At 62.1% G+C, this 14,514-nt stretch carries 9 protein-coding genes and 1 tRNA gene; 2 read left to right on the top strand and 8 right to left on the bottom strand.

The window, feature by feature from the left end:
• Positions 1 to 31 precede the first annotated feature (31 nt).
• The gene (locus NKI99_RS04705; RefSeq protein ID WP_127321072.1) at positions 32 to 568 is read right to left on the bottom strand and encodes an OmpA family protein; all 537 of its coding nucleotides are present in this window, start codon (positions 566 to 568) and stop codon (positions 32 to 34) included.
• A gap of 161 nt (positions 569 to 729) precedes the next feature.
• On the opposite strand from NKI99_RS04705, the gene NKI99_RS04700 reads away from it, so the two are divergent.
• Entirely contained in the window at positions 730 to 1,359 is a 630-nt protein-coding gene (locus NKI99_RS04700; protein ID WP_352609936.1) for a DUF6931 family protein, read from the top strand.
• Here NKI99_RS04700 and NKI99_RS04695 read toward each other — a convergent pair.
• The 6 genes from NKI99_RS04695 to NKI99_RS04670 form a co-directional block, all read right to left on the bottom strand.
• A complete protein-coding gene (locus NKI99_RS04695) occupies positions 1,341 to 2,585 on the bottom strand; it encodes a caspase family protein (protein ID WP_352440785.1) in 1,245 nt (414 codons plus the stop codon). The genes NKI99_RS04700 and NKI99_RS04695 overlap by 19 nt on opposite strands.
• Before the next feature lie 7 nt (positions 2,586 to 2,592).
• A complete protein-coding gene (locus NKI99_RS04690) occupies positions 2,593 to 3,699 on the bottom strand; it encodes an OmpA family protein (RefSeq protein WP_352609935.1) in 1,107 nt (368 codons plus the stop codon).
• 186 nt (positions 3,700 to 3,885) lie between these two features.
• A complete protein-coding gene (locus tag NKI99_RS04685; protein WP_245273064.1) occupies positions 3,886 to 4,185 on the bottom strand; it encodes a hypothetical protein in 300 nt (99 codons plus the stop codon).
• A gap of 17 nt (positions 4,186 to 4,202) precedes the next feature.
• A complete protein-coding gene (locus NKI99_RS04680) occupies positions 4,203 to 6,752 on the bottom strand; it encodes a caspase family protein (protein ID WP_023809172.1) in 2,550 nt (849 codons plus the stop codon).
• Between the two features lie 515 nt (positions 6,753 to 7,267).
• Positions 7,268 to 7,344 (bottom strand) — tRNA-His (locus tag NKI99_RS04675).
• 358 nt (positions 7,345 to 7,702) lie between these two features.
• Positions 7,703 to 8,161, bottom strand: a complete 459-nt coding sequence (locus NKI99_RS04670; protein ID WP_013530255.1) for a phasin — start codon at positions 8,159 to 8,161, stop codon at positions 7,703 to 7,705.
• Positions 8,162 to 8,408: 247 nt separating this feature from the next.
• Here NKI99_RS04670 and NKI99_RS04665 point away from each other — a divergent pair, with 247 nt between their 5' ends.
• Positions 8,409 to 12,188: a PAS domain S-box protein gene (locus tag NKI99_RS04665; protein WP_352610101.1), complete on the top strand. Its 3,780-nt coding sequence runs from the start codon at positions 8,409 to 8,411 to the stop codon at positions 12,186 to 12,188.
• 260 nt (positions 12,189 to 12,448) lie between these two features.
• Here the strand turns inward: NKI99_RS04665 and NKI99_RS04660 are convergent, their stop codons facing one another.
• The gene (locus NKI99_RS04660; RefSeq protein ID WP_352440787.1) at positions 12,449 to 14,407 is read right to left on the bottom strand and encodes an acetoacetate--CoA ligase; all 1,959 of its coding nucleotides are present in this window, start codon (positions 14,405 to 14,407) and stop codon (positions 12,449 to 12,451) included.
• Positions 14,408 to 14,514 lie beyond the last annotated feature (107 nt).

The raw sequence follows: 14,514 nt of genomic DNA, 5'->3' as shown, positions 1-14,514 counted from the left end.
GCGTTCCTGGAACAGTGGCACGCGGTAGGTGCTATTGCGTCTTTATCCGCATTTCCACGCGGCGGTTAGCCGGATCGTACGGGTTGGGGCTGCGCGGATTCTTTTCGCCCATGCCGATCGGGTTGATGCGGGCGGCCTCGACACCATTGGCCGTCAGGAAGGCTGCCACCGATTGCGCTCGCCGTTGCGACAGGCCCTCGTTGTAGTGGACCGTGCCGGTGGCATCGGTGTAGCCTTCGACAACGAAGTTGAATGTGCTCAGCCGCCTGTCCTTCAGGGCCTTGGCGAACTCGTCGAGTTCACTGCGCGCTGTCGCGTCGAGTTCGGCCGAATCCAACCCGAAATTGATCAGCATATCGAGGCTGGATTTTTCGGCCGGCGCGTCTTTTGCCTTGGTCTTGCTCTTGCACTCTTCCTCGGTTCCTACACAAATTCCTCGCGACTTGCCGAGGTCGGCGGCGCCGGCAAAAAACTTCACGATGTCTTCTGATTTCTGAACAGGGTCGGCGGAAGCGTGAGTCGAGAAAAACACGACTGCCAACACCAAGGCTGAACTGCCCCACTGCATAGCGGTTACTCCTGTTTGAGCATCCGATTTCGATGGTGGTGATCATACCAAATTCCGGGGCAATTGTCTGTCGATAAACGCCAGGGGATGCGGCGGTGCCGGCAGTTGTTGCAGCGTCACCGGTTGAGACTTGACCCGCGCCGCGCCTGGGGCTTGAGTGGTTGGAGCTTCTCGATGAAGGCGTGGCGGTCATGGCCAATGAGCTCCGATTCAAAACGGCACAGGATCTCTTCATGGCTTGTCCCGCTATTGCCCGGGACATGAGAGCCCTTCCAACCGAACAGCAATCGATCGAGTTTTGCCGCGACCTGCTCGCCGGGCGCGTTCCCGAAGAGGCGATCACGTTCTGTGCCTACCTGCTTCCCGACCGGGCTGCGGTCTGGTGGGCGCATGAATGCCTGAGCCATCTGAGCGAGTTGCTCGATGGAACTGATCACGAGTTGCTCGCCTATGTTCGCGACTGGGTCGGTGAACCGGACAGCCATCGCCCCGCGGTGAGCCAGGCAGAGGCAACGCCGCCAACAACGCCGGGAGCCTGGATTGCCCGGGCGGCGGGATGGCGTGACAATGGTTCCTTTATTGTCGGATCTGTTGTCGGCGCAGAAGCACCATCGGCCTTGCAGCCGTTTCCTGCCGCCCATGCAATCAATGCGGGTGTTCTGGCCGGGCTGGCGCGTGTCGCACTGGTGGACCGCTTTGCCGTTCTTTCCGCGTTTGTCGAAATGGGCATCCAGATGGCCGAGGTCGAGGCCCTGCGCCAATCGGCGGATGCTTACTTGCAGCCACCTTGAGCCCATTTGGCAAGCGCCACCTTGAAGCGCGTTCCAAGTGGATGTTGCAGGCGCAAAACAGAAGCATCGTTGGTGGCGAAATTTTTCGCCTGTTCGCATAGCCGTGCCTCGTCCCATTCATGGCAGCCGTCGCAATGTTTGTCCTCCCATACCGACTTGTCCAATCCCTCCACCGGGCTGAACAGGGGTTTGCCCTTGATCAGCTGGGCGATGCTCTTGCCATCGATTGCCGGATCACCGAAATCGATCGGATGGTCGAAAAAGATCGGATCGTCCGAAGCCAGCCTGGGGATCTTCTGACGCAGCACATCGAGCGCAAGCTGGTCGTCACTTTGGCCTGATGCGCCTGCAGCGCCGGTGTTGCTTGCGTCGGAGCCGCCTTCGGTTGGAGGTGCGCTCGCCTCGCCCACGATCAACGGCGCATTGAGATCGACCTTGTGCAGAACGACATCCGTTTTCAGCGAAACGTTGATCCAGGGACGCTGCTTGCCGGAGGTTGCCTTGAAGACGTCGCTGGTGACCCTGTTCATGGCGTCGGTGATGGAGACGTTGGATTCGCCGATACGCTTGAGGAGCGCCGAGGTGAAAGGCGAATGTTCGCCCGACCCGTCATAGGCAAGTTGATTGGGACTGGCGGCGAAAGCGACGAGCGTGCCGGTGCCACCATTCTCTACCGGGATCTCGGCAAGGCCGCTGCTGGCGCCGTTGACGCCCGCGGTCTTGGCCAGCACCTCGGCGAGGGGATTGTCGCGGCAAGCGTCGAGAAACACCAGACTGATGCTGGTCTCTCGCGACATCTGGCGCAAAACGAAATCAACCGACACGGCTTCGAAGTCGACGGAGGTTTCATCTTCCAGCGCAGCGTCGACTGGAAGCAGATAGTTCTTGCCCGAAACCTGCAGGCCGTGGCCGGCATAGAAAAACAGCGCGATGTCGGCACCGCGCACCTGTTTCGCGAACTGCACGATCGTCGCCTGTGTCTGCAGCTTGGTCAGGTCGAAGCCGGAAACGACCTCAAAATCGAGTTTCTTCAAGCGTTCGGCCATGGCCTGGGCGTCGCGCACCGGATTGGCGAGCGGCGCCGCGTGCTGGTACTGGGAATTGCCCAGAACCAGCGCGATGCGGCGCTCGGCACTGGCGGCTGTTACAGTCAAAAGCAAGGCAAGCGCGGCAAGCCCGGCGGCACGAAAGAGGCCACCGCAACAGGCGATCAGATCGGACCTCACCGGAACCTCAGTTCACGGGCTTGGTGGCGGAAAACTCGATCCGCCGATTGAGCGCCTTGTTCTTCGGCGTATCGTTGGCGGCAACCGGCCGCTCCTCGCCATAGCCGGCGGCGCTGACCTGATTGCGCGGAATACCCTCGGCAATCAAGGCGTCGGCAACCGCGTGGGCGCGCCGCTCCGACAACTGCTTGTTTGCGTCCGGCGATCCATCGGAATCGGTATAGCCGGAGATCTCGACCTTCAGGCTTGGGCATTTGCCAACGACACCTTCGACCTCCGTCAGCAATGGGCGGCTTTTCGCATCGAGCCGCGTGCTGGCCGGCCGGAAGTAGATGGCGCCGGTGCGTGAGAGCACGGCAAACCTGTTCAAGCATTCCTCATCGCTGAAGTTCGCCTTGGCGGCGTCGGTGGCAACGGGACCTACATCGGTCGAACTCGCCGCGGCGGTCTGGGTTGCAGCGGGCTTGCTGCCGTCGGCGGTGAAGACGAAATCGAACGACACCGACGCGGTGGGCACGATGTTGGTGACGTTGGCCGCCTGCTGGAGTTTGTCCACGTTCGGCAGCAAGCCGAAATCCTCCACGTGAACCGCGACGGGAGCTTCCGAAGCAACGGAGACCATGTCGTCACTGATCATGGTGACGACGATGCTGGCCTCGAGGTCCTTGTCGACGCCGTGCAGATTGAGACGGAAAGGCAGCGTCGACTTCACCCTGCGTTTTGTCGCGAGATCGGCGAATGCGGCGGGATCCACATTGGCCGTCAGCTCGGCCGTCGGGTATTTGAATGTCTCGAAAAACAGGAAGCGCATGCGGACATTGCGCAGGTCGACGCCGGTATCGACCGAATTGAGGTCGAAGGTGACCTTGGCATCACCCGCCGAGCTGAGCGTGCCGGTGATGTTCCTGATCTTGTTTGTCTCGACGATCGTGTTTTTCTTCACCGACTGGTAGGTGATCACCGAAGCCGTGGGATCAAGCGTCCAGTTCGGCGCTGCGTTGGCGGCTTGCGATGCGAGTAGCAGCAAGCCGGAAAGCGCGACGATCAGGCCAAGACCTCGTGTGGCGGGGCCTTTCAGCCTCGTCTTCCACCAGAATGCGACGACTTCGAACATGGAACGCCCCCTGACCAGGACCACCGTATCGACACGACACCTGGCGAGAGCATAGAGCACTTGCGGCTGGTTGGCGAGCAGTTGCAGCCGGTCTTCCGGTCAAGGTCCGGGGGCAGAGTTGGCGTGTCAAATGGTGGCAGGCGGCCTCGGCGAGCGGTGCCGCGAAACCCTGACCTGCTGTTAGCATTATCCCCAGCCGCCGCCTCCGCCACCAGTGCCACCGGTGCCGCCATTGCCGCCGCCCAAAGGTGGAACGACGACAGGTGCGGTTTCCTCAGTCGGTTCGACGAGTTTCTTGGCGATAGCCTTCTTCTGCCTGGTGATCTTTGGCGTGGTCGTCGTGCGAATGAGCTTCGGCCTGTGCTTTGTCGTCGTCACCGTCGGTTCGGCCTTGGGCGCGGGCGCAACGGACATGCAGCCCGCTACTGCCACCAGAGCGCCGGATAGAACTGTGGCGATCAATGCCTGCTTCACTGCCCTGCCCACGATTGCCTCCTCACTGATCAAAACAAGTCCCGACGCGGATTGGCTTGCTCCCAGACCGCTCTGGCCGCATTGACCAGTTGGTCGTCAAGCGAGCCCTTCGCCGGGATCTTCGACTTGAGTTCGCCACGCAATTGCTTGAGCGCGGCCGTTTTCGTCTTCACTTCGAATTTCGTCAGCGTCGTCTGGGCACCCGGCAATTCCTTGCGAAGATCAAGCGCGACCGCAAAGGCCAGATAGCGCACCGCTATCGTCTGGTCGGCATTGGCGCCCTTCTGCATTTCGAGCGCTGCGCGATCATATGCGCCGGACTGATCGCCGCGTGCCGTGGCCAACTCGAACAGTCTTTGCGCTTCGTCGAGGTTTTGCTCGACACCAACGCCATCCCGGTACATGCGCGCAAGGCTGGCCGGAGCGTAGGGCTGGCCCAGATCCATAGCCTTCTGGAATAGCCCCTGCGCCTGCTTGGGGTCCTTTTCGACACCCACGCCGGCCAGGTAGTTACGGCCGAGAAGGTTCATAGAATACATGTCCTGTCGCTGGACGCCGGCCTCCAGGAAGGCAACTGCACGGGCCGGGTCGGCGGTCACGCCGTTGCGGCCTTCCGTGAAGATCGCGGCGAGATCGTTCATGGCATAGGTGTGCCCCATCGCGGCCGCCTTGAGCAGCAGGTCCAGACCTTTGGCGGTATCAGGCTTGACGCCATAGCCATTGAACAAGGCGCGGCCCCACGACGTCATGCCGTAGGGATCGCCCTTGTCGGATGCCGCGGCGTAAAGCGCGTTGGCCTGCGTGCGGTCGATGACCAGACCGGTTCCCGTCGCATACATGTAGCCGAGTTCGAACACAGCACGCACATGTCCCTTCTTGGCGGCCTCCTCGATGGCTGTCTTCGCTTCCTCGACCTTGCCAGTTGCGAGCAGCGCGCGCCCCAGTTCGTAGCGGAAGCGTGGGACATCGGGATAAGCCTTCACAGCGGCTTCGCAAACCTCCACGGCGCCGGCGCCGATTTCGTTCGGCAGCAGGCCGGGAACGACGCCTTGCAGGTCCAGAGGCTCGCCGGCGGCGGAGTCGCACGGATCGACGGTTGGCGACAGTTTCATCGTGGCGGGCTTGGACGAACTGCTGTCCGCACGGATTTCGAAGCCGACCTCGACCGGCGCGGCTACGCCGATCTGAGGTTCGTAGCGCAGGCGGTCGACTTCAGCGGCCATCAGGCTGGACTGAGGTGACAGGGTTCTGTCGGGGAGCGAAAGGGTTCCTGTCGCGGGATATGCCGAAACTTTGAGACTGACCGCGGGATCGTCGGTCGGGAAATCCAGGTTAAGCGCAACCGGGCCCACGCCAACGGGAACATCAATGTCACGGTTTTCGATCGCCTCGGCGGCACCTGTGATATGAATGCCGCGCTCCACCACCTGTTGCTTTTGCTCGGCCGCGAGCGAGGCCATGACCTGTTCGCCATGGGCGCCTTCGCCGCTTTTGACCCGGAACACCAGGATGCCCTGGCTTTGACCGCCCCAATTGTCATGCGTGGCGTAGGCCAGCATATCCACCTCGTCCTGCGCGTCGACCCCCTTGGGCACATCCATCTGCAAACGCGGCAGGTCCTTGCCCTGGATCGGTTCGCCAACCTCGACAGGTTCGCCGTCCAGCATGAGGCGGCCGAGAGCAGGTGGTCTCTCGATGCTCACGGTGATCGTTCCGCCGTCGACATCGACCGGTTCCGGCAGGCCGAGATCGACTGGGCCCACTCCCGACAACACGATTTTCTCCAGCACCGGCGGCAGCGAGGGGCGGTTGCTGCGGCGCATCAGCACCACTTCGTCGATCAGCGACGAGTTCTCCCAGGGAACCTGCAGGCCTTTTGTTGCCTCCACCACATCCCGGCGCACCGCCGCCATGACCGTGCGGATCTCCTGGTTCGGGGCCAGCGCGCGACGGGAAAACGCCGCCGAAAACGGACTGAGGTCGCCGCTGCCGTCATAGGCCGCCGCCCCAGGCTCGGTGGCAAAGGCAATGAGCGTGTTCAGCGAGCTTCTGACCTGCGCGAGCCCGGCGTTGCCGGAGGTGATAAGCTGGTCTCTCAGCCAGTAATTCTTGCGCGGGAACGGATTGTTGCGGCAGGCATCGAGGACGATCACCTGGATCTTCGATTTCGAACGCATCTGTTCCAGGACATCGTTGAGCTTGATGGCCTGGACCTCGATGTCCGCCGCCTGCTTCAACGAGGCATCGACGGGAATCAGGAAGTTTTCGCCGCCGATCTGGAAACCGTGACCGGAATAGTAGACGACGGCGAGGTCGGCGCCATCGATCGCGGCAAGATAATTGCGGAACTGCTCTTCGAACTGCAGCTTGGTGAGATTGCTTGCAACGAAAACTTCGAACCCTGCCAGTCGAAACGTCTTGGAGACGTCCTCGGCATCCTTGACCGGGTTCTTCAGCGCCGGGAATTGCCGGTAGTCGGAATTGCCGATCACCAGGGCGACCCGTCGATCGGCCGACGCATCGAAGGTCGTAAGGGCCGCTACGAAGAAGACCGCGATGAATCCGCAAAGTCGGAGCATGGCCTGTTTCCACCGTCGCTACCTGATGACCACAAGCCCCCAAGGTTGCGGTATCAAGGCTGTTAAAGAGCTCACAATCAGCCGAGACAGGAACAGAAAACAAAAAACCGTCGCGACAGCAGGCACTTTCCCATCCGATCAGGATCTAAATTACCTCAGAGCCGAGCCATCCGCAATGAGTGTAAAACGGCGCCGGCATGGCTGTCTGGATCCGACGCACCCGCCAAGTCCCAATCCAACGACGGGTGCGCCTGATGCCATCCATCGGCTCCCACGGTGGACGGGAAGCGGTCCACCGAAGCCTTTCCGGTTCGATTTTCTTCGCCAAGAATCCTGCGGTTTCCGACAATGATCATCGCGTGTCGCAAAAAAGCTTTTTGGTATCAATCACTTCGCGTCGCTTCCGAGCGCACCCAGTTCCTATTTGTGATACACATTGTGAGACCTACTGTGATACAAATTATGTCCCAAAGGTAAACTTTTACAATAAATTCAATTACTTACTGGAAAACCGATGGTACCGTTGGCTGGGATCGAACCAGCGACCTCCGGATCCACAATCCGGCGCTCTAACCATCTGAGCTACAACGGCACGTTGCCCGAGCGGATCGAAACAGAAACTCATCCGCCCGCTCTGTCGTTCGGCGATGCGTCCTTACGGGCTTATGGATTCTAATTCAAGGCTTTTGGAAAGCAAAGGTCACTTCCCCACATCGACGCGGCATTTGCCTGGCAAGAAGACCAGGCGCCGGACAAAGAAAAAGGCCGGCGGGAGGAGGTGCCGGCCTTTTCCTGTTACGAGCCAGCGGGAGGAGGTGCTGGCTGGTCACCCCGGGGAGCAGAGGGAGGAGGTTCCACTCACCGGGTATTCCTTGATGGCTGCCATCATACACCCGATCGTTTTTAAGAAAATGCGACCTTTTGTTGCATCTTCCGATCATGCGCAAATGTTAGGCAACCTTGATTTCCTTCATCGCCTTCTCGAAGGCGGTCTTGATCGGCTTGGAGACGTCCTCGGCCGCCTTGGAGGCAACGGCCTGGAAGTCCTTGGCCTGCTCGACGGTCGATTCGACGCGCTTGCGCAGGAAGGCGGTCTGCAGCTCGACGACTTCCGACAGCGACTTGGCGCCGATCAGGGCCTCGAGGTGGGAAAAACCGGCCTCGGCATTGGCACGCAAAGCGGAGATGGTCTTGAGCGACAGGTCGTTGGAAACGGTCTTGGCGGTCTCGTAGGTCGACTCCAGAGCCTTCTGGGTCTCCTCGGCGCCGGTCTTCAGCTTGGCGTAGGCCTCTTTCGACTGCTCAACGCCCTTTTCGGCGAAAGCGCGGATCTGGTCGGTGGCCTTGGAAGCGTCGAAGCTCGGGAATTCAACGTTTTCGATCGTCTCGGCGGTCTTGGTCCTGGACATTTTCCATCCTTTTCAGCGGCAGCGGCTTTGACAGAAAGCCGTCTCGTTCATGTATGATGGCAATATAAAGGCAAATTTTGTGCATTGCAATATCTTTGTTGCAGTGCACCATAAATTTCTTTGGGCCGTTAACCAAGAGCCCAGATTCCGGCCTTTGCACGTTCTGGCTTGTGGACCTTCGCGCCTCCGGCTTTTATTAACAAAGCGTTAACTGAAAAATCGCCGCTCCGTGAGGTCCGCCAAGCGCATGCCGTCCGAATACTCCTTCCTCGATGTCGCCGTGCTCGACGCGGTCCGCCAGCGCTTTGCGGCAGGCGACGCGATCGCGATCCTGTCGGCGGATCTGGAGCAGGTGATCTGGGCCAACGGGCCAGGAGCCGCGATGTTCGGGTATCCCGACATCGAGGCGATCATCGGCGCCTCGGCGCAGTTGCCCGTAATCGCCAGGCGCCAGATCATGGCGACCAGCGGATTTCCCGAGATTGGCAGTGACCGCGCCATCATGGTGCGGCTGGCGACCGGAATGACCAGCCGCGCCGTCGGCTTCCTGGCCAGTGCGGTGACCATGCCGGACGCCGAAAAGGCGATCATGCTGGCAGTCCCGGCGGCTCAGACCGGGTCACGCAATGCCAGCGAAATCGCCGCGCGCGCCATTAGCGGCTTCACCGAGGATGGTCATTTCATCGCCTTTGTCGATGCCAGGGGCAGCGTCGAGGCGGCCTCGGAGGGATTTTCGGCACTGGGCATCCTGCCGGAGACGCTGGCGGCACTGGTTGCCGACGTCGCAGCCGAGAGCGACCGCATCGTCAAGCGCCTTGTCCCCGGCGGCACGGCCTCCTATCCGGCTGGGCTGGCAAGATTGACCGAGGAGCGGCATCTGCTGGTGGTGATCGACGAGGACCAGCTCGACGACACCGCCCCCGCGGGCGAACATCCTACACAAACCATTGCCGAGGGGGCACCTGCTGGCGATGCGGCTTCCCAGCCGGAACAGGGTCGCCAGACACCGACCGACGAACCAGGCGCCGCGTTGCCGACCGAGGACGTCGCCGGATCGCGGCCGCATGCGATCGCCGACGCGACCTTACAGACGCCGACAGCGGCCAATAGCGATCAGCCGGCATTGGAGCGCACGCCGGCGCAGCACGACCATTGGTACTTCAACGCCGGCGAGGACGGAGGGCAACAGGCGCCGCGACCCGCCGCGCCCGGACCTGAAGCTCCGGCCGAACCGGCGGCCCTGGAAATCCAGTCCACTTCCGCGGCCACGCCGGCGACCGTCTCGGCGATGGACCGCGCCGCGGCGCCGGTGCGTTTCGTCTGGCGCACCGATGCCGAAGGCAAGTTCAGCGCGCTGTCGCCGGAATTCGCCGACATCGTCGGCAAGCCGGCGGCCGCCGTGATCGGCCGCCGCTTCAGGGATGTCGCCGCTACATTCGGCCTCGACCCCTCCGGCGAGATATCGGGGCTTCTCGAACGGCGCGATACCTGGTCCGGGCGCTCCGTGCTGTGGCCGGTCGTCGGCACCGACCTGAAGATACCGGTCGACCTGGCGGCGCTGCCTGTCTATGGCCGCAGCCGCGCCTTCGAGGGTTTCCGCGGCTTCGGCGTCGCCCGCGCCAGCGACGCGGTCGTCGATCCGGAGGCCATCGGCATGGCGCTGGTGCCCAATAGCCAGGCGCCGGCAACGCCGGAACCACAAGCCATCCAACCCGCACCCGAACAGCCGAACGCTGAGGAGCCCAAGGCCGAGGACACGCAGGCATCGGATCCGTTCAAGGGCGAGGTGCCGGCGTTGACTATCGTGCCGAAACAGGAGCGGCGCTTTGCCGACAAGGTGATCCGGCTCGCCGAACACCGCCAGCCAGCCAATGACAAGGGTCTGTCGACCCTGGAACGCAGCGCGTTCCGCGAAATCGGCGAGCGGCTGAAGAAGGATAGTGCTCCGGTCGAGCCGCCTGAGGCTGAGACTGCGGAGGCGTCGACAGCGGAGGCCGAGGCTCCGGTCAAGCCGTCCGACGACCCGATGCACAGCGGCGTCATCCCTGCGTCAGGGCCAGAGAACGAACCGGTCGAGCCACCCGATGTCGATGCCGAAGACGAGCGGGATCTGGTACGGCTTGACGGTCACGCGGACGAAGCGGCTCGTGAAGCCCCCCCTGGGATGAATGTGACGGGCTCGTTGCTCGACTATGCCGGCCAAGATGACGAACGTGGCCCCGTGGCGGCGGAACCAGAGAACACCGCTGCCGTTTCGCCCGGCGAAGAGCCTGAAGCCACTGACGCGACACATGATGGCCTCGATGACGGCAGCATGACGTCAGCAGATTTTCGCGATGCCGAAGACAGTGAGGATTGGGCGCAGCCCGACGAGGAAGCCGCGCCGCCCGACGAGCAGGCGGTTGCCGAGGAAACCGTCAATGCAGGCGGCGACGCGGCGGAAATACGCGTCGAGCGCCCTCGCCTGCAGGTGCCGCCGCTCAAGGCCGAAGGGTTCGTACCGTCGGCGTTTTCCGCCGGAGATGAGCACAAGGCTCCGGACACGTCGCTGCTCGGCAAGCTGCCCGTGCCGCTGCTCATCCATTCCGGGGACCAGTTGCACTATGCGAATGAGGAATTCCTCAGCCTGACCGGCTACGAGGCGCTTGACGATCTGGCGGATGCCGGCGGCCTCGGCGCGTTGTTTGCCGACCCCTACGCCGATGACGGCGTTTCCGACGGCACCGATCGCGCGCTGCGGCTGAAGACGCGTGATGGACAGGAATTCCCGATCGAGGCCATTTTGCGCTCGGTTCCCTGGCGCGACGGCAAGGCGCTGATGCTGGTCGTGCGACGCTCCGGCGAGGATGATGCGCCGGCGAGCCTGCATGTGGTTGGGGACGAGCAGACGCAGCCGGACATTTCCGAGCTCAAGGCGCGCATCGCCGAGATGCGCACCATTATCGACACCGCCACCGACGGCGTCGTGCTGATCGGCCGTGACGGCACCATCCGATCGATCAGCCGGCCGGCCGAAGCGCTGTTCGGCTTCGACAGCGACGATGTGACCGGCAAGCCGTTCGCCTCGCTGTTTGCGATTGAAAGCCAGCGCGCGGCACGCGACTATCTCAATGGGCTGTCCGAGCCCGGCGTGGCGAGTGTCATGAACGACGGCCGCGAGGTGATCGGGCGCGAATCGCAAGGACGCTTCATTCCGCTGTTCATGACCATCGGCCGGCTGCCCAACGACAGCGGCTTCTGCGCCGTCGTTCGCGACATCACGCAGTGGAAGCGGGCCGAAGAGGACTTGACGCAGGCACGTGCGGTGGCCGAGCGCGCGTCCTCGCAGAAGACCGATTTTCTGGCCCGCATCAGCCACGAGATCCGCACCCCGCTCAATGCCATCATCGGTTTTTCGGAATTGATGGTCGACGAGAAATTCGGACCTGTCGCCAACGACCGCTACCGCGACTATCTGCGCGACATCAACCGCTCGGGCAATCATGTGCTCGACCTGGTCAACGACCTGCTCGACATCTCCAAGATCGAGGCTGGCCAGCAGGAGATGGCCTATGAGGCGGTGTCGCTCAACGACACGCTGGCCGAAACGGTGGCGATGATGCAGCCGCAGGCCAACCGCGAACGGGTCATCATCCGCTCCAGCTTCGCTTCGCGGCTGCCGGAAGTGGTGGCGGACCTGCGCAGCGTGCGCCAGATCGCGCTCAACATCCTGTCGAATGCCATCCGCTACACCCAGGCCGGCGGCCAGGTGATCGTCTCGACCGCCTATGAGACGTCGGGCGACGTCGTCATGCGGGTGCGCGACACCGGCATCGGCATGAGCCATGCCGAGATCGAGCAGGCGCTGAAGCCGTTCAAGCAGATCAACGCCCTGAAGCGCGGACGCGGCGACGGGACCGGGCTTGGACTGCCGTTGACCAAAGCGATGGTGGAAGCCAACCGTGCCCGGTTCACCATCAATTCGACACCGGGCGAAGGCACCCTGGTCGAGGTGGCTTTTCCGTCGACCCGTGTGCTCGCGGAATAGGTCAGCCCTCTACGGTCCCGATAAAAAGAAAAGGCGCCCAAAGGACGCCTTAAGAGATGGGATTGCTGTCACAACGGGGCTTGAGCGAATTCGGATCCTCGGGGCTGAGGAACGGGATTTCTCCCTCAAGTTACGTGCGACTATCGACGCCGGACCTTAACAACTCCTTACCGGGGCGCCGGAAAATTTACGAATGTGTACCACTCATGAAATCTAGGTAAATTCTAGCGAGATATTTCGTTAACCATGCCGGCTGCCAATTACTCGGCCAGCTGAGGCAGGTTCTTGAACAGCTCGAGCGCCTCTGGATTGGCGAGCGCCTCCTTGTTCTTGATGGCGCGGCCATGCACGACATCGCGCACCGCGAGTTCGGTGATCTTACCCGACTTGGTGCGGGGAATATCCGACACGGCAACGATCCTGGCCGGGACATGGCGGGGACTGGCGCCACTGCGGATCTTAGCGCGGATGCGTTTTTCCAGATCCTCGTCGAGCTGCACGCCGGCGGCTAGCCGCACGAACAGGATGACGCGCACGTCGTTGTCGAAGTCCTGTCCGATGCACAATGCTTCCAGGATCTCAGGCATCTGCTCGACCTGATTGTAGATCTCCGCCGTGCCGATCCTCACCCCGCCCGGGTTGAGCGTGGCGTCGGAGCGGCCATGGATGATGAGGCCGCCATGCTCGGTCCATTCGGCGAAATCGCCATGACACCAGACATTGTCGAAGCGCTCAAAATAGGCCGCCCGGTACCTCTTGCCATCGGGGTCGTTCCAGAAGCCGATCGGCATAGCCGGAAAGGCTTTTGCGCAGACCAGCTCACCCTTTTCCTGCCGGACCGGCCTGCCGTCGTCGTCCCAGACATCGACTGCCAGGCCGAGGCCGGGTCCCTGGATCTCGCCGGTCCAGACCGGCTGCGTCGGCACGCCGAGCACGAAGCAGGAGACGATGTCGGTGCCGCCGGAGACCGAGGCCAGGTGCACGTCCTTCTTGATGCCGTCATAGACGAAGCGAAAATCTTCCGGCGACAGCGGCGAGCCGGTGGAGGAGATTGCCCGCACCGTGGCCAGATCATGCGTGCGGATCGGCTTGAGACCAGCCTTGCGCACAGAATCGATGAATTTGGCCGAGGTGCCGAAAAAGGTCATCTTCTCGGCATCGGCGAAATCGAACAGCACATTGCCGTCGGGATAGAAGGGCGAACCGTCATAGAGCAGCAGCGTGGCACCCGAAGCGAGCCCCGACACCAGCCAGTTCCACATCATCCAGCCGCAGGTGGTGAAGTAGAAGAAGCGGTCGCCATCGGTGAGACCGGCATGCAGCCGGTGTTCCTTGACATGCTGGATCAGCGTGCCGCCGGCCGAATGGACGATGCATTTGGGAATGCCGGTCGTTCCCGACGAAAACAGGATGTAGAGCGGATGCGAAAACGGCAGCGGCTCGAAAGTGACAGGCTTGCCGGCGAAGGGCGACAGCGCCTCTTCCAGCGCTACCGCCTTGTCGATGGTCCCGGCGACATCGCTCGATGTGCCGAGATAGTTGACGACCAGGATCTTGCGGACAGTGCCGAGCTTGGCCGCGACCGCGGCGATCTTGTCGGCGACTTCGATCGCCTTGCCATTGTACCAATAACCATCCGGCGCGATGAAGACGACGGGCTCGATCTGGCCGAACCTGTCGAACACGCCCTGCTCGCCGAAATCGGGAGAGCAGGACGACCAGACGGCACCGATCGAGGCGGCGGCCAGCATGGCGGCGACGGTCTCCGGCATGTTGGGCATCATGGCGGCAATGCGGTCGCCCTTCTTCACCTTGAGCGACAGGAAAAGCTGCTGCAGCCGCGAGGTCAGCGCGTGCAACTCGTTCCAGGACAGCCGGCGCTCGACCTTGTCTTCGCCGCGAAACACGATTGCGTCGCCTGAGCCGGTCTTCTTCAGCAGATTCTCGGCGAAATTCAGTGTCGCATCGGGAAAGAAAGAAGCGCCGGGCATCTTGTCGCCGTCGACGAGCAGGTTATCGCCCTTGTCGCCGACGATGCCGCAGAAATCCCAGATCAGGCTCCAGAACCCTTCACGGTCCTCGACCGACCAGGCGTGAAGCTGCGAATACGAGGAAAACGCTACGCCGGCTTTCACTCCGGCGGCCTTGGTGAAGGCGGTCAAGGGTGCTGCGTCAATCTGGTCTTGCGTCGGGGTCCAGAGCGGTTGTCCGGCAGCCATAATCGTTCCTCCACGGTCGCCATCGCTTATGCATATCGCAGCGCAGCAGAGCAAGATTTTGTTCGGCTGATGCGACCAGATGTGCGCAAATGCCATCGCCGGGCCAT

The sequence above is a fragment of the Mesorhizobium sp. M0239 genome, from assembly GCF_040321815.1.
Taxonomy (GTDB): Bacteria; Pseudomonadota; Alphaproteobacteria; order Rhizobiales; family Rhizobiaceae; genus Mesorhizobium.
Note: the sequence above shows the minus strand (reverse complement) of the source record. Positions and strands in the feature narration are given on the sequence as shown.

Excerpts from the sequence above, each read along its gene's own strand:
- NKI99_RS04705 (WP_127321072.1), bottom strand. The coding sequence starts at position 568 with ATGCAGTGGGGCAGTTCAGCCTTGGTGTTGGCAGTCGTGTTTTTCTCG.
- NKI99_RS04690 (WP_352609935.1), bottom strand. The coding sequence starts at position 3,699 with ATGTTCGAAGTCGTCGCATTCTGGTGGAAGACGAGGCTGAAAGGCCCC.
- NKI99_RS04680 (WP_023809172.1), bottom strand. The coding sequence starts at position 6,752 with ATGCTCCGACTTTGCGGATTCATCGCGGTCTTCTTCGTAGCGGCCCTT.
- NKI99_RS04670 (WP_013530255.1), bottom strand. The coding sequence starts at position 8,161 with ATGTCCAGGACCAAGACCGCCGAGACGATCGAAAACGTTGAATTCCCG.
- NKI99_RS04665 (WP_352610101.1), top strand. The coding sequence starts at position 8,409 with ATGCCGTCCGAATACTCCTTCCTCGATGTCGCCGTGCTCGACGCGGTC.
- NKI99_RS04660 (WP_352440787.1), bottom strand. The coding sequence starts at position 14,407 with ATGGCTGCCGGACAACCGCTCTGGACCCCGACGCAAGACCAGATTGAC.